The following is a 15230-nucleotide window of genomic DNA, read 5'->3' on the forward strand; positions in this document are numbered from 1 at the left end:
GTTGAAGTCAGCCGCAGCAGCCGCCGAGGCGGCCGTCGCGGTAGAAGGGAGCGAGGTCCCGGGCCAGGGCCTGCACGGTGCCACGCCAGCCCTGGTGGGCGTCATCGGACGCGAGCGCGGCGCGCAGGCGGCCGCGCAATTCTGCCTGCAGCGCGAGCTCGTCGACGCCGCACACCCGGCCGGCATCGACCACCGTGCGGCCACGCGCGATCACCGTGTGGATGTGGCGGCCGTTGCCGCGCGCCAGCAGCAGGTCGAGCGGGTCGACGTCGTCGAACAGCGCGTCGTCGTCGAGCGCATCCCAGTCGAGCAGCACGATGTCGGCCGGCGCGCCGGGCGCAATGCGGCCGCGGGAGGCGAAGCGCCACAGCTGGGCCGGCGTCATGGTCGCGTCGTAGCCCCAGCCGCGGTGCAGCGCATAGGCCAGGCGCGCTTCGCGCAGCGCATCGTCGTCCTCGTCGAAGGCCATGCCGTCGAGGCCCATCGCGACCTTGCAGCCCTGCTGGAGCATCTCGGCCAGCGGCGCGATGCCCGACTTCAAACCGAGGTTCGAGCTGGTGTTGACCGCGATGGTCGCGCCACGTTCAGCGATCAGCGCCAGGTCTTCCGGCCGTGCCCAGGTGCAGTGCGCGAGCGTGAGCCGCGGGCTCAGCAGGCCGATGTCATCGAGGAAGCGGACGATGCCGCCGGGATGCGCCGCGTCGGCCCAGGCGCGCTGGTACTTGGTTTCGAGCAGGTGCATGTGCACCCGCCGGCCGGTGTCGGCCGAAGCCTGCGCGATGGCTTCGAGCAACGGCGTACTGCACCACTGCACGGCCGTCGGCCCGTACTGCACATCGACATGCGTGCCGTGGCCGTCTGTCGCCACCATGGCCGCGACCTCGTCGACCACGGCGAGCTGCCGGGCCGGCTCGACCGGCTGCACCGACAGGCGCTGCGCAACGGCCTCGCGGATGCCCGGCCGCAACGCCGCAAGCACCGTCGCGTCGTCACCGTAGCCGATGCCATGGCGGTCGCGCATCGACACGGCGAAGCCGATGCGCACGCCCACGTCGCGCGCGGCACGCGCCACCGCGGCCGCCTCGTCGGCGTAAGGCATGCCGCCCTGCACGCGGGTGTAGTGGACCATCAGGTCGACCACGCCGTTGCGCAGCGAGCGCGAGAAGGACGTGGCGGCGCACAGGTACGGGTCCATGGCCGGCGTCAGGCCGAGAAAGGGGAGCCAGCTTTCCAGCGGCTGGCCGAAGGCACCCAGCGTGGCGCTGCGGTGGGTGCGCGCATGGTCGTGCGCGTTGGCCAGCGCCGGCAGGGCGAGCCGCCGTCGGCCGGGCACCGCATCGTGCAGCGGCGTGAGCGCATCGACGCGACCGTCGGCCAACGCGATGCGCATGTCGCGCTGCGCGGGCGCGGCGCCGGGGTCGGCCAGCAGCCAGGCGCAGTCGAGGGTGGTGGGTTCGGCAGTCGTCATTTCGCCAGTATCCTGCGCTCGGCCAGCGGCGGCAGGAAGCGGCGGTCGAACACTTCGGCCGCCGTCGGAACGCGCTGCAGGTCGAAGGCTGCCTTGAGCTGCAGGAAGGCGCGCGCGAATCGGGCATCGCTCACGTCGCCCAGGCCCTGCGTCGCGACCTCGGGCGTGAGCATGACGGTCTTGAGCGTGTACATCAGGCGGCGCTTCTCCAGGTCCTTGTTGAGCAGCGGCTCGCGCTTCATCAGCGCGGCGATGGCGGCATCGGGGTTGGCGATCGTGTCGCGCACGGCCTTGTTCACCGCGCGCACCAGGCCGGCAACGGCCTCGGGCTTGTCCTTCACGAGCTGCTGGGACACCATCACGCCGTTGCCGTAGAGCTCGACGCCGTAGTCGCCATAGTGGAACCAGCGGATGTCCTTGTCGGGGTCGACGCCCTGCGCGACCAGGTTCATGTAGCTGGTCACCGAGAACACCGCGGCGCCGTCGACGTGGTCCTTGAGCAGCAGTTGCTCCTGCAGGTTGGGCGCCACGTTGGTCCACTTCACCTTGCCCGCGTCGATGCCGGCCTTGGCCGCGATCACCGGGAACATGCGTGCGGCCGCACCGCCGGCCGGGGTGCCGAGCGTGCGGCCTTCGAGGTCCTTCGGTGTGTTGACCGGGCTCGACGACTTCACGATCAGCGCATAGGGCGCGCGGTTGTAGAGCACGTAGACCATCACGGGTGCCTGGCCCGGCTTGGCCGCAGCGTTCTGCACGATGGCGTTGACGTCGCCGAAGCCGGCCTGGTAGGCGCCTGCCATCACCTTGGTCACGGTGGCGGCCGAGCCTTCGCCCTGGTCGATGGTCACAGCCAGCTTCTCCTCTGCGAAGTAGCCCTTGTCCTCGGCCAGGTAGTACCAGGCGTGGATGCCCTGCAGTTTCCAGTCGAGCACGAACTTGATGGGCGTGACGGCCTGCGCAGCGGCTTCGCGCGTCGGCACCAGCGCGGCGAAGGACGCCAGTGCGACGAGCGCTGCGACAGCGGTGCGGCGGGAAAGACGGGGACGCATGAAAGCTCCTGTGTGAGATGGGGAAGAGAGAAGAGGCATGCGCATCAGCCCATCGCCAGGTCGGTCTTACGCTGCGACCAGCCGGTCACGCGCTGTTCGACCAGCGACGAGATGCCATAGAGCACCACGCCCATCGCCGCCAGCAGGAAGAGCCCGGCGAACACCATCGGCACGTCGAAGTTGCCGCTGGCGATCATCATCACGGTGCCGATGCCCTTGTTCGACGCCACCGTCTCGGCCAGCACGGTGCCGACGAAGGACAGCGTGATCGCGATCTTGAGCGACGCGAACAGATAGGGCATGGCGCGCGGCAGGCCGACGTTCCAGAGGATGTCGCGCTTGCGGGCGCCGAGCACGCGCAGCACGTCTTCGAGCTCGGGTTCGGTGCTGGCCAGGCCGGTGGCCACGTTCACCACCACCGGGAAGATGCTGATCACCATCGAGGTGAGGATGGCCGGCACCGTGCCCGCGCCGAACCACACGACGAAGAGCGGCACCACCGCCACCTTCGGGATGCTGGAGAAGCCGACCAGCAGCGGGTAGGTCACGTCGTAGGCCAGCTTCGACGAACCGATGCCGACACCGATCACGATGCCCACCAGCACGCCGAACGCGAAGCCGACGAAGGTGGTGTAGAGCGTCTGCAGCGCGTGTGGCCACAGCAGCGGCATCTTCTCGACCAGCACATGGGCGATCTGGCTCGGGCGCGGCAGGATCAGGTCGGACACGCCGAAGGCGAGGCAGACCACTTCCCACAGCACGAAGAAGCCGACGAGCGCAGCGGCGGACAGCACGCGTTGGCGCACGACCGGGGACATCGCGTTCATGCCGCCACCTCTTCGATCGAAGGCCTTGCCACCGTAGGCGGCGTGGCATCGCCGTCGCGCCGGGCCTCCGCGATGCGCATGCGCAGTTGCTGCACCAACGTCGCGAACTCGGGCGCGTAGCTGCTCTCGAGCGTGCGCGGCCGGGCGAAGCCGACGTCGCGCGTCTCCAGAATGCGGCCGGGGCGCGAACTCATCACGCAGATGCGGTTGGCGAGGTAGGCCGATTCGCGCAGGTCGTGCGTCACCAGCAGCACCGTGGGGCGGCGCGCCATCCAGAGGCTCTGCATGATGTCCCACAGCTCCTCGCGCGTGAACTGGTCGAGCGCGCCGAAAGGCTCGTCGAGCAGCAGCAGCTCAGGCTCGTGCACCAGCGCACGGCACAGCGACGCGCGCTGCAGCATGCCCCCCGACAGCTGCCACGGCCGCTTGTCGCCGAAGCCCTTGAGGCCGACCTGCGCGAGCAGCGCATCGACGCGGTCCCGGTACTCGCCCTTTTTCTTCTTCGCGAAGTCCTGGCGGAAGGGCTGGACGATCTTCAGCGGGATCATCACGTTCTCGCGGATGGTGAGCCACGGCAGCATCGTCGGGTTCTGGAAGGCCAGCCCGATGCGCAGGCGCGGTGCCTGCGCCGCGTGTGCGCCTGACGGCTGGGTGCCGACCGCACCGACCTCGCGCCCGCCGGCGATCACCGCGCCGGCCGTCGGCTTGAGCAGCCCGGCCACCAGCTTGAGGATGGTCGACTTGCCGCAGCCGCTCGGCCCCACCAGCGTGACGAAGTCGCCCTCGGCGATGCCCAGCGTGGTGTGGTCGAGCGCGATGGTGCCGCCGCCGTAGCGCAGCATCACGTCGGACAGTTGGATGAAGCTCTGGCTCATGGTGTCTTTCGGGAAAAGAGTTGGCTCAAGAGGAAGGCATCCGCACGATGGCCGCCACCGGCCCGCCGCCCGGCGGCCCCTGGTGTTCGGCACCCCCCGACACATAGAGCGCGGTGCGCCCCACGACCGACGCCAGCACGCCGCCCACGGCAGCACGCGCATGGCGCGTCGAGTTGATGTCGGAGTCGTTGAGCATCGTGTGGCGCGCGCCGCGCACGCGGCCGTCGGGGCTGGCCTCGGCCTTGGCGAGCAGGTTGACCAGGCGCGATGCGATGGCGTCGGCATCGCGCTCCGCATCGAGCCCGAAGTGCGTGCGCAGCAACGTGCGCACACCCATCCCATCGACCGCATCGCGCATCACCGTGTGGCCGATGCGGAACGCCGACGCGCTGCCCTGTGCCTCGCCCAGCACGATGACGACGTTGCCTTCGAGCTCGATACCGGCCGACACCGACGCGCGCGCCGAATGCAGGGTGGCGTCGTGCAGCACCGCCGCGTCGCTCAGGCGCTCGGGCGCGATCTCGCCCAGCGCCAGGCCCACGCCCAACGCCGAGGCGCCACGCGAATAGCCCATCGATTCGTAGGTGTCGCGCGTGACCGGCTCGGCGCCACGCCGCAGCGCATCGTCGACCTTGGCCGAGGTGAGCAGCGGGCACTTCACCTGCGCAAAGTGCACGTCGGCCGCGTCCGCGATACCGGCGTCGCGCATCGCTTCGCGCACTGCCTCGGCGGTCGCGTGCACCTGCGCCATGCGGCCCATCTCTTCCGGTGCGAAGTCGCGGGTGTGGGCGATGCCGACGACCAGCCGCTTCTCGGCGTGCATCGCTTCGGCCTCGACCGTCTCACGCGTGAACATCGTGAAGTGCGGCGACAGCACGCCCTCGGTGCCGCCGGACATCACCAGCGCGACGCGCGCATGCACCGCCTCGGCCGTGCAGCCCAGGTGCGGCGCGAGGAAATGGCACCAGGCCGTGGCCGCGAAGTCGCGCGTGTGGTCGTTGACGCAGCCGTTGCCTTCGGTCTTGCCCATCACCGCGACGATGTGGCGTGGGTCGATGTCACCCGCGTCGATCAGCGCCTGCACGCCACTCAGGTCGCCGGGGCCACGGCACGCGACCACGTGCACGCCGACCTTCTGGCTCACGACGCGCTCCAATCCACCTCGCCCACCGGCACCGCAGTGCGCGGCACGCCGGGCGGTGTCTCGAGGATCGCGCTGCTGTAGTGCTCGGTGTTGCGCGGCTTCGCCGTCGGCATCTGCTGCACGGTCTTCACCGAGCGGCCCCAACCCACCGCATCGGTCACCAGCTTGCCGTCGCGCATCACGAAGCGCCCGCGCAGCAGCGTGTGCAACGGGTAGCCCTTCACGGGGCGACCGTTCCACGGGGAGATCTTGCTGATGCTCTGCAGCTTGTTCTGCGACAGGATGCCCGCGCGCTCCATGTCGACGAAGGCGATGTCGGCATGCGCTCCCGGCGCGATCACGCCCTTGGGGCCGTAGATGCCCCAGGCCTTGGCCGGTGCGACCGAACTCCAGCGCACGTAGTCCATCAGCGACGCCCGGCCGCGGTTCACTTCGGTGAGCATCAGCGGCATCTGCGTCTCGACGCCGGGGAAGCCGCAGTCGCAGTCCCAGATGCTCTCGCGCGTCTTTTCTTCCGGCGCGTGTGGCGCATGGTCGGTCGCGATCATGTCGAGCGTGCCGTCCATCAACGCGTCCCACAGCGGCTGGTTGTGGCGCGCCTCGCGGATCGGCGGGTTGAGCCGCATCACGCCGCCGAGCTTCAGCATGTGGTCGGTGTTGAGCAGCAGGTACTGCGGACAGGTCTCGGCCGTCACGTCGACACCGCGGCGCTTGGCCTCGCGCAGCAGGAAGAGCGAATCGGCCGCGCTGTGGTGCGCGATGTGCACGCGCGCGCCGGTCCATTCGGCCAGCGTGAGCACACGGCCGATGGCCTCGATCTCGGCCACGGCCGGGCGGGCGGCCAGGTGCGCCATCGCATCGATGCGGCCAGCGTCCTGCATCTTCTTCTGGCGGCGGAACAGGATCGACGAGTTCTCCGCGTGCACCACCGTGCGGATGCCCAGCGGCGCGAGCTTCTCGAAGCCTTCGAGCAGCGCGCCGTCGGTCGGTGCCGGCAGATTGCCGAAGGTGTTGCCGACGAAGGCCTTGAAGCTGGTCACGCCCGCATCGAGCAGTTCTTCGAGCCGGTCGACGGTGTCGTCGCCCAGCAAGCCGTGGATGCCGAAGTCACAGTACGACGCCTCGGCCGCCTTCTGCTTCATGCGCAGCGCCTCGAGGGTGCCGGTGGCCGGGTTGGTGTTGGGCATCTCGAAGACGGTGGTCACGCCCCCCATCGCGGCGGCCGCCGAGCCGGTCTTCCAGGTTTCCTTGTTGGGGTAGCCCGGGTCGCGGAAGTGCACGTGGCTGTCGATGGCACCGGGCAGCAGGTACAGGCCGTCGGCGCGCATCTCTTCGCGCGCGGGCGGCATGGTGTCGTCGTGGCCGACGGCCACGATCTGCTCGCCCGCGATGGCGACCGAGGCTTCGATGATCTGGTCCGGCGAGACGATGCGCGCGCCGCGGATGACGAGGTCGACTTCTTTCATGCTCGGCTCCTTACAGTGCGGCCCAGCCGCCATCGACCGGGAGGTCGACACCGGTGATCTGCTTGGAGACTTCGCTCGCCATGAACAGGCAGGCGTTGGCCACGTCGATGTCGGTCGACACGCGCTTGAGGGCGTAGTCAGCCGCGTGGCGCGTCATCGCTTCTTCGAGCGTGATGCCCAGCTTCTGGGCCATGTTGGCGCACACCTTCTCACGGAAGCGCGGGCCGTCGACCATGCCGGGCGCGACGTTGTTCACATTGATGTTGTAGGGGCCGGCTTCGAGCGCGAAGCTCTTGGTGATGCCGCGCAGGCCCCACTTGGAGGCCGAGTAGGCGGTGCGCCCTGCCCGGCCGCGCAGGCCGAAGGTGCCGCCCACGTTCACGACCTTGCCGCTGCGGCGCTCGATCATCGACGGCAGCACCGCGTGGATGGTGTTGAAGCAGCCGGTCATGTTGAGCTCGACGATCTCGTTGAACTCGTCGGTCGTCGTCTCCCAACCGGTCTTGCCGATGGGGCCGGAGCCGCCAGCGACGTTGACCAGCACGTCGATGCGGCCGAAGCTCTTCAGTGCCGCGGCGGCGAGCGCCTCGGTCTGCTCGGACTTCGTGAGGTCGCAGGGCACCACGATGGCTTCGACACCGAGCGAGCGGGCCTCGGCGGCCACGGGTTCGATGGCGGCGGTGTCGCGTCCGGCGAGCACCAGCTTCGCGCCTTCGCGTGCGAAGGCCAGCGTGATCGCGGCGCCCATGCCCTTGGCAGGGCCGGTGATCAGCGTCACCTTGTCTTTGAGTTGCAGGTCCATGAAAAGTATCTCGTGTAGCGGGTGTGGGGGATCAGGGCGCGCTGGTGGTGGAAGGCCGTTCGGCACGCGCCGGCATGAAGCTGCGGTCGAACACCTCCTTGGTCTCGGGCGCGCGCGGCAGCTGGTTGGCCTCGACGACGATGGTGATGTTCTTCGTCAGGCGGGCGTCGTCGACATCGCCCAGGCCGATGCGGGCGATCTCGGGGTGGCTCATGTCGTTCTTGAGCGTGGCGAGCAGCTTCTCCTTCTCGACCTCGCGCTTGAGCAGCGGCTCGCGCTTCATGACGGCGTCCATGCCGGCCTCGGGGTTCGCGATGACTTCCTTGACGGCGCGGTTGAGCGCCTTCACGAAGCCTTGCACCGCCTTGGGGTTCTCCTTGACGAAGCTGCGTGCGAAGAACACGGTGTTGGAGTACAGGTCCATGCCGTGGTCGCCGTAGCGGATGAAGCGCAGGTCCTTCGCCGGGTCCAGGCCCATGCCCTTGGCGCTGAAGCTCACGGTGGTCACGTAGCCGAAGCCGGCGTCGATCTGCCCGCGCACCAGCATCTGCTCGCGCAGGTTGGGCGCCATGTTGGTGATGGTCACCTTGCTCGCGTCGATCTTCGCGATCTTGGCGAAGGCCGGGAACAGCTTCAGCGCGCCGTCGTTCGCCGGGCCGCCAACGGTCTTGCCTTCGAGGTCCTTCGGCGTCTTGATCGGGCTGTCGCTCTTGACCACCAGCGCGAAGGGCGGCGTGTTGTAGAGCATGTACACGCCCACCGGTGCGTCGGCCGGGCGCTTCGACGCCAGGTCGATCAGCGCGTTCATGTCGCCAAAGCCCGCCTGGTAGGCACCGGCTGCGACCTTGGGGATGGAGGCGGCCGAGCCTTCGCCCTGGTCGATGGTCACGTCGAGCCCCTCTTCCTTGAAGTAGCCCTTGTCCTGGGCCAGGAAGAACCAGGCCTGTGCGCCTTCGTACTTCCAGTTGAGCACCATCTTGATCGGCACCTGGGCCGATGCCGTCGTGGCGGCCAGCGCCAGCGCGAGACCGCAGGCGGACAGCAGCGGGGAGGAAAGGAATTTCATGGTTCAGGACTCCTTGGGTTGGGACGAAGAGGAACGGGGGGAAGAAGAAGGCAGCGCACGCATCAGCGACGCCGCGCTCGCGACGAAGCCGTGCAGCAGTTCGACGATGTAGAGCACGCCCTTCGTGACGTAGGCCGGCGACGGCGTGCTGCAGGCGTCTTGCAGCAACACGCAGTCGTAGCCGAGGAAGGCGCCGTCCTGCAGCGTCGAGAACACGCAGCGGTCGGTGTTGATGCCGGCGAAGAGCAGCGTGGTGATGCCCTGCTGGCGCAGCACGCTGTCGAGCTCGTTGTCCCAGAAGCCCGAGAGCCGATGCTTGTGGACCGTGAGGTCGCCTGGCGCGATGGCGAGCTCGTCGATCACCTGCGCACCCCAGCTGCCCTGCACCAGCGAGGGGCCATGGTCGATCGGCGACGCTTCGGCATAGCCCACGCCGTCGGCCGTGCGCTTGCCCTTGAAATGGATGGTCGGCGAGAGGTTCGCCCGGTCCGCACGAATCCCCCAGTTGAGCCACACCAGTGCGCCCCCGGCCTGGCGCCAGGCCGGCAGCAGCTTCTGCAGCACCGGGATCGGTTGGCGTGCCGCCTTGGTGCCCAGGCCCTTCTGCGCGAACCAGCCTTCGGGGTGGCAGAAGTCGTTCTGCATGTCGACCACGATCAGCGCCGTGCGGGCGAGGTCGATCTCCACGGGCTGCGGCGCCGCATCGGCGATGGTCAGTGGTCGCGGCTTACGCGCTTTGCGAATGAAGCTCACGCGCTGGTCTGCCGTGCCGCCCTGCAGTTGCCAGGCGTTGTGCGTCGCAGGCCCAAACGATGCCGCGCTTTCGGGCATCGTCGGCGCCAACTTGGGGCGTGGGGAGCGCGAGGGAGCTTTCATGCCGAAAGCCATGCACCCGACGTGCCAAAGACCGCTCTGCTTTGCCGCTTTATCGCGTCACGACCGTTGCCGAAACGGCACCATTCCCCGCGGCACGATCGTTGCAAGATCCAGCCGCATGAACCATCTTCGCCTGCTGCGCTACGTCGACGAAGTGGCCCGTGTGGGCTCGATCCGCCAGGCGGCCGAACGGCTGCACGTCGCACCCTCGGCGGTCAACCGCCGCATCCAGGACATCGAGGAGGAACTCGGCACGCCGATCTTCGAGCGACTGCCGCGCGGCATGCGCCTGACCGCGGCGGGCGAACTGTTCGTGCGCTACATCCGCGACCGCAGTGCGGAACTCGACCGCGTGCGCTCCGAGATCGAGGAATTGCAGAGCCTGCGCCGCGGCACGGTGCGGCTGGTGGCCAGCCAGGCGCTGGCGCCGCGCTTCCTGCCGGCGGCCATCGCGGCCTTCCGCAAGACCCATCCGCTGGTCGCCTTCGAGGCGCGCATCGGCGACCACGTGCAGGCGGCCGAGGCGCTGCGCGGGCTCGAGACGGAACTGGCCGTGGTCTTCAACCTCACGCCCGAACCCGACATCGACCGCCTGGCCGTGGTCGAGCAGAAGCTGATGGCCGTGATGCATGCGAAGCATCCGCTGGCCCGCGAGCCCGGCCTGCGGCTGCGCCACTGTGTGGACTACCCGGTGGTGCTGCCCAACCGCGACACCGGCGGGCGGCAACTGCTGGAGCGCTTTCTCGCGCGCAGCTCGATCCGCTTCCAGCCGATGGTCGAGAGCAACAGCTTCGAGTTCCTGCGCGGCTGCCTGGACGATCGCGAATCCATTTCCTTCCAGATGGCGATAGGTACGGCCCTCGACGACCCGAACATCGTCGCGCGCGAGATCGAGGACCGCGGCTTCCCACGCGGAGAACTGGTGCTCGCGAACCTGCGCGGGCGCCAGTTGCCGGTGATCGCCTACGCGTTTGCCGAGTTCCTGAAGAACAGGCTTTCCGCGCTCGACGTCGAGCCGGTTTCCCGAGCCCGGTAAGCGCGGCAGACGCGCACACGCGCGGCGCGTGGCGCCCTGCTTCTGTGCAGATCAGACGGTGAAGATCTGGCATACCAGATGGATCTCCTCTTGCATTCCAGTGGCACGGGACGTGCTTGGCATCCCGCATGGGAAGTTCATCCGAGATCGCGCAACGCATTCTTCATTCCGTGCTGGCCGGCAAGCTGGGCGCGGGCGACCGCATCGGTGAGCAGCCGCTGGCCACGCTGTTCGACTGCAGCCGCACCGTGGTGCGCGAAGCGCTCACCGAGCTGGCCGTGCGAGGCCTGGTGGCATCGAGCGCGCGTCGCGGCTGGTATGTCGTCGAGTTGACGCCCGAGCAGGCACGCCAGGCCTTCGAGGCCCGCGAGCTGATCGAGACCTCGGTGCTGCGCCGCGTTCAGGCGGTCGCGCCCGCCACGGTGAAGCGCCTGCGTGCCCATGTCGAGCGGCAGGAGGAAGCCATCCGCGAAGACGATGCCGGCCTGCGCAGCTTTCTGCTGGGCGACTTTCATGTCTGCCTGGCCGAGTGCCTCCTGGGCAATGCGATGCTGACCGAAGCACTGCGCGATCTGACGGCCCGCACCATGCTGGTGGCCATGCGCCACCAGTCGCCGCGCGAGGCGATGCGCTCGTGCGCCGAGCATGCGCAGATCGTGGCGGCACTGGAGGCGGGCGACATGGCGCTCGCGGAGCAGCGCCTGGCCGACCACCTGGGCAGCTGGCAGAGCAAGCTGCATGTGCCAGAGAACCCCAGCGATCCACTGGACCAGCTGAGGCAAGCGCTGGAGCCGGTACATCCGGGCGCCCCACGCACGTCGTCTTCTTCCCGCCCTCCCTCCACTCTCACAGGAACGCTGCAATGAACCCTTCCCGCACCCGCTGCACGCCATCGCGTCGCACTTTCCAGTTCGCCCTGCTGGCCACCGTCGGCGCTTGCGCGTTCGCGGGCACCGCCGCGCATTCGCAAGCCGCGCTCGACAACATCCTGAAGTCCAAGCTGATCAAGATCGCCATCCCCACCGACTTCCCGCCGTACGGCTCGGTGGGCGCGGACATGGCCCCGCGCGGCCTGGACATCGACACCGCCCACTACATCGCCGAGAAGCTCGGCGTGAAGGTCGAGCTGGTGCCGGTGAGCACCGCCAACCGCATCCCCTACCTGCAGACCAAGAAGGTTGACCTGGTGATCTCCACGCTCGGCAAGAACCCCGAGCGCGAGAAGGTGATCGACTTCACCGTGGCGTACTCGCCCTTCTTCATCAGCGTGTTCGGTCCGAAGGCGACCGAGGTCAAGACCCCCGCGGACCTGGCGGGCAAGACCATCGCCGTCACGCGCGGTTCGGTGGACGACCAGGAGTTGACCAAGGTGGCGCCCACCGGTGCCGAGGTCCGCCGCTTCGAGGACAACGCCGGCACCGTGTCGGCCTACGTCTCGGGTCAGACGCAGCTGATCGCCACCAGCATCGCCACCGCCGCGAGCATCACGGCGCGCAATCCGCAAACGGGCGTCGACTACAAGTTCGGCCTGAAGGACTCCCCGAACTTCATCGGCGTGGCCAAGGGCGAGGACGCGCTGCGCCAGAAGGTCAACGAGATCGTCATGCAGGCGCGCAAGAGCGGCGAGACCGACAAGCTCGCGGTCAAGTGGCTGGGCAAGCCCGCCGGGGAGCTGCCGCAGTAGGCGTTGCTTGGACGAAGTCCGGGCTCCGGGGCGCCGAGTGGTCCGCGGTGCCCGGCTGAAGCGTCGATCAGAAGCTGTGGCGGATGCCGAACTCGTAGCCCGTCACGTTGCGGCCGGCCGCGATGGTCGGGCTGGCCAGCGAGGACGACGACACGGTGAGGCCGCGGTTGGCGCGGTCGTCGTTGTCGACCCGTGCGACCGTCGCATAGAGCTGGGTGCGCTTGGACAGGTTGTAGCCGTAGCCGAGCGCGAAGCGGTTCGAGTCGGCGTCCGAGATGTCCTTGCGCTTGTACATGCTGTAGGCCGCGCGGATTTCGCCGGCACCCACGGGCACGGTCGCGCCGACTTCGTACAGCTCGACCTTGCGGCCGTTGCCGCGTTCCGATGCGATCAACACCATCGGCTTGACGAAGCCGAAGTTGTACGACGCGCCGACGTTGGTCGCGCGGTAGTCGATCTCGGTCGTCGTCGTGCCGCCGCGCACCTGGCCGTAGCCCAGCGCCACGTTCAATGGGCCCGCGCCGTAGCCGAGGCGAAAGCCCATGCTGTTGCGCAGTGTGTCGTTGGTGACGCCCGGCGACTTGATCTGTTCGCCGAAGGCGTACTGCACCTGGCCGTAGAAGCCGCCCAGCGTGGCCGGCAGCAGGTAGTTGATGCTGTTGCTGGCACGCTTGGGCGCGCTGCCTTCGGCCGTGCCGGCGGCCGACGTGGCGCTGCCGACGAGGTTGGAACCGTTCACGCCGCCGACACCGACGTCGCCGAAGGGGTCGAAGGTTTCGATGTTCAGGTACGCGGGCGCCTTGTCGCGGCCCAGGCGCAGTTCGCCGATGGCGTTGCTCGAGAGGCTTACGGTCGAGCGACGTTCGAAGGCGTAGCCGCTGCTGTTGCCGTTGTCGACGGCAAGGCCACCTTCGAGCCAGAAGCCGGCCGCGAGACCGCCGCCCAGGTCTTCGGTGCCACGGAAGCCCAGGCGGCTGCTGGACACGCCGCCGCTGGCCAGGCCGGTGACCTTGCTGTTGCCGCTGGAGATGTGGGCGACGGAGGTGTCGAGTACGCCGAAGAGGGTGACGGTGGACTGGGCGAATGCGCCCGCTGCGGCGGTCAGTGCCGCAACGGCGACGAGTGTCTTTTTCATGGAGAGGATCTCTTCGAGGATGAGGGATCACCGGCGCGAAGAAGGCATGGACCCCATCGCTTGCCGGCGGGCGCCGCGTCATGCGGGGCGCCGTCACCCATTAGAAAAACACTCTGTGACACCCCTGGGAAGCCCGCACGTTCCCGTGGGTGATTGCCGGCGCCGCTTACCGGCTGCTGCTTTGTCCGCTACGACGCGCGAGGTGCACCTGGTGCAGCGTGATCTTGCGCACCTCGGCCTGGCTGGTCTCGATGTGCGCACGCAGCAGCATCGCGGCCTGGTCGCCGCGGTTGGCGCGCACGGCCTTGAGGATCTTCGCGTGCTCGTCGTAGGTGGCGTCGATGCGCGGCTGTTTGGTGAAGTCGAGCCGTCGAATGATGCGGATGCGATCGGTCACGTCGCGGTGCACGCGGGCCATCTCGGCATTGCCGGCCGCGGCCACCAGGGCGCAGTGGAACTCTTCGTCCCACAGGCCGACCTGCACGGTGTCGCTACTGCGCTGCGCGGCCGGCACGAGCCAGATGCCCGCGAGCGCATCGAGCATGCCGCGGTCGACATGGCGATCGGTTTCGCAGAGGCGGTGCACGGCCGTCGTCTCCAGGATCATGCGCAGGTCGTAGAACTGCTCGAACTGATCGAAGTCGAAGGGCAGCACGCGCCAGCCGCTGCGGAACAGCACCTCGACGAAGCCCTCCTGCTGCAGCCGGAACAACGCCTGCCGCACCGGCGTGCGCGAGACGCCCAGGCGCTCGCTGATTTCGTTCTCGGTGAAACGGTCGCCGGGGACGAGCTTGAATTCGGAGATGTCGCGCTTGAGCTGCGCGTAGACCTCGTCCGCGCGCGTGCGAAACACGGCGGCGTCGGGTTCGGGAGTCGAGGTGGGAGCGAGGACGGACACGGGGTCGATGTTAGCCCTTGAGCGCGGCCAGCAACTGAGCGCTCGGCGCCGTCCATCCGACGATGGCGCCCTGCGCGCGGATCATCTCGATGGCGGCCGCCTTGAAGGCGGGGAAGTAGCTCTCGGTGCAGTCTTCGAGCAGCAGGCCGTCGTAGCCGCGGTCGTTGGCCTCGCGCATGCTGGTCTGGACGCACACCTCGGTCGTCACGCCGCCGAACAGCAGGTGCGTGATGCCGCGCGCCTGCAGCTTCTCGTGCAGCCCGGTCGCATAGAACATGCCCTTGCCCGGCTTGTCGATGACCCATTCACCGGCGATGGGCGCGAGCGCGTCGATGATCTGGTTGCCTGGCTCTCCCCGCACGAGGATGCGCCCCATCGGCCCTTCGTCGCCGATGCGCAAGGTCGGGTTGCCTCGGTTCAGCTTGGCCGGTGGGCAGTCCGACAGATCGGGTTGGTGCGCCTCGCGCGTGTGCACCACCAGGCCGCCGGCGGCGCGCCACGACTGCAGCACCACCTTCGTCGTGGGAACGATGGCCTCGAGCAGCGACACGTCGTTGCCCAAGGTCTCACCGAAGCCACCGGGCTCGATGAAGTCGCGCTGCATGTCGATGAGGACCAGTGCGGTCTTCTGCAGGTCGAAGTCGTAGGGGAAGGGTTGGGCTTGGGCTATGCGCATGGGTTGTCTCAGCGTGCGTTCGTTGTGTGGTGCGGGGAGCGTCGGTGGGCGCGATCGTTGTGATCTTTCCCCGGCGAGCGCGGCGATTGCGCCACCCCAAGCCCGGCAGGCGGTGCGGGCCGGGCGATCCCCTGTGCGTCGCCGAGGCGCGCAGCGCCATCGGCTGCGCGCGCAGCGCGCTTCAACCACTGACTCGTCGCAGCTGTTTGAGCGCAGAGAACGAAGTGA

General features: G+C 68.5%; 15 protein-coding genes. 3 read left to right on the forward strand and 12 right to left on the reverse strand.

Annotated features, from left to right (window positions below; translation table 11 throughout):
* Positions 1-7 precede the first annotated feature (7 nt).
* The 9 genes from QTH86_RS15825 to QTH86_RS15865 are packed head-to-tail and all read right to left on the reverse strand — an operon-like array spanning position 8 to position 9573.
* On the reverse strand, positions 8-1468 hold the full coding sequence (locus QTH86_RS15825; protein ID WP_286647154.1) for an amidohydrolase family protein: 1461 nt from the start codon (positions 1466-1468) through the stop codon (positions 8-10).
* Positions 1465-2517, reverse strand: coding sequence for an ABC transporter substrate-binding protein (locus QTH86_RS15830; RefSeq protein ID WP_286647155.1), 1053 nt, complete (start codon positions 2515-2517; stop codon positions 1465-1467). The genes QTH86_RS15825 and QTH86_RS15830 overlap by 4 nt, the downstream gene beginning before the upstream one ends.
* A gap of 44 nt (positions 2518-2561) precedes the next feature.
* Positions 2562-3344, reverse strand: coding sequence for an ABC transporter permease (locus tag QTH86_RS15835; protein ID WP_286647156.1), 783 nt, complete (start codon positions 3342-3344; stop codon positions 2562-2564).
* Positions 3341-4219: an ABC transporter ATP-binding protein gene (locus QTH86_RS15840; protein ID WP_286647157.1), complete on the reverse strand. Its 879-nt coding sequence runs from the start codon at positions 4217-4219 to the stop codon at positions 3341-3343. Before QTH86_RS15840 ends, QTH86_RS15835 begins: the two co-directional genes overlap by 4 nt.
* Before the next feature lie 25 nt (positions 4220-4244).
* A complete protein-coding gene (atzD, locus tag QTH86_RS15845) occupies positions 4245-5363 on the reverse strand; it encodes a cyanuric acid amidohydrolase (protein ID WP_286647158.1) in 1119 nt (372 codons plus the stop codon).
* Positions 5360-6829, reverse strand: coding sequence for a dihydroorotase (locus tag QTH86_RS15850; RefSeq protein WP_286647159.1), 1470 nt, complete (start codon positions 6827-6829; stop codon positions 5360-5362). Before QTH86_RS15850 ends, atzD begins: the two co-directional genes overlap by 4 nt.
* A gap of 10 nt (positions 6830-6839) precedes the next feature.
* Positions 6840-7631, reverse strand: coding sequence for an SDR family NAD(P)-dependent oxidoreductase (locus QTH86_RS15855; protein ID WP_286647160.1), 792 nt, complete (start codon positions 7629-7631; stop codon positions 6840-6842).
* Between the two features lie 31 nt (positions 7632-7662).
* Complete coding sequence (locus QTH86_RS15860) at positions 7663-8697, reverse strand: ABC transporter substrate-binding protein (protein ID WP_286647161.1); 1035 nt, start codon at positions 8695-8697, stop codon at positions 7663-7665.
* Between the two features lie 3 nt (positions 8698-8700).
* The gene (locus QTH86_RS15865; protein ID WP_286647162.1) at positions 8701-9573 is read right to left on the reverse strand and encodes a cysteine hydrolase family protein; all 873 of its coding nucleotides are present in this window, start codon (positions 9571-9573) and stop codon (positions 8701-8703) included.
* A gap of 118 nt (positions 9574-9691) precedes the next feature.
* Here QTH86_RS15865 and QTH86_RS15870 point away from each other — a divergent pair, with 118 nt between their 5' ends.
* From QTH86_RS15870 to QTH86_RS15880, 3 genes are all read left to right on the forward strand, one after another.
* Entirely contained in the window at positions 9692-10609 is a 918-nt protein-coding gene (locus tag QTH86_RS15870) for a LysR family transcriptional regulator (protein WP_286647163.1), read from the forward strand.
* A 128-nt stretch (positions 10610-10737) separates the two neighbouring features.
* Positions 10738-11475 carry a GntR family transcriptional regulator gene (locus QTH86_RS15875; RefSeq protein WP_286647164.1) on the forward strand — a complete coding sequence of 246 codons (738 nt, stop codon included), beginning with the start codon at positions 10738-10740 and terminating at the stop codon, positions 11473-11475.
* Positions 11472-12293 (forward strand): transporter substrate-binding domain-containing protein, encoded by an 822-nt coding sequence (locus QTH86_RS15880; RefSeq protein WP_286647165.1) that lies wholly within the window; start codon positions 11472-11474, stop codon positions 12291-12293. The genes QTH86_RS15875 and QTH86_RS15880 overlap by 4 nt, the downstream gene beginning before the upstream one ends.
* 67 nt (positions 12294-12360) lie before the next feature.
* On the opposite strand, the gene QTH86_RS15885 is transcribed toward QTH86_RS15880, so the two are convergent.
* The 3 genes from QTH86_RS15885 to QTH86_RS15895 form a co-directional block, all read right to left on the reverse strand.
* Positions 12361-13428: a porin gene (locus QTH86_RS15885; protein WP_286647166.1), complete on the reverse strand. Its 1068-nt coding sequence runs from the start codon at positions 13426-13428 to the stop codon at positions 12361-12363.
* Positions 13429-13594: 166 nt separating this feature from the next.
* A complete protein-coding gene (locus QTH86_RS15890; protein ID WP_286647167.1) occupies positions 13595-14326 on the reverse strand; it encodes a GntR family transcriptional regulator in 732 nt (243 codons plus the stop codon).
* Positions 14327-14336: 10 nt separating this feature from the next.
* On the reverse strand, positions 14337-15002 hold the full coding sequence (locus QTH86_RS15895; protein WP_286647168.1) for a cysteine hydrolase family protein: 666 nt from the start codon (positions 15000-15002) through the stop codon (positions 14337-14339).
* Positions 15003-15230: the final 228 nt, after the last annotated feature.

This window comes from Variovorax sp. J2L1-78 (assembly GCF_030317205.1).
In the GTDB taxonomy this organism is placed as follows: Bacteria; Pseudomonadota; Gammaproteobacteria; order Burkholderiales; family Burkholderiaceae_C; genus Variovorax; species Variovorax arabinosiphilus.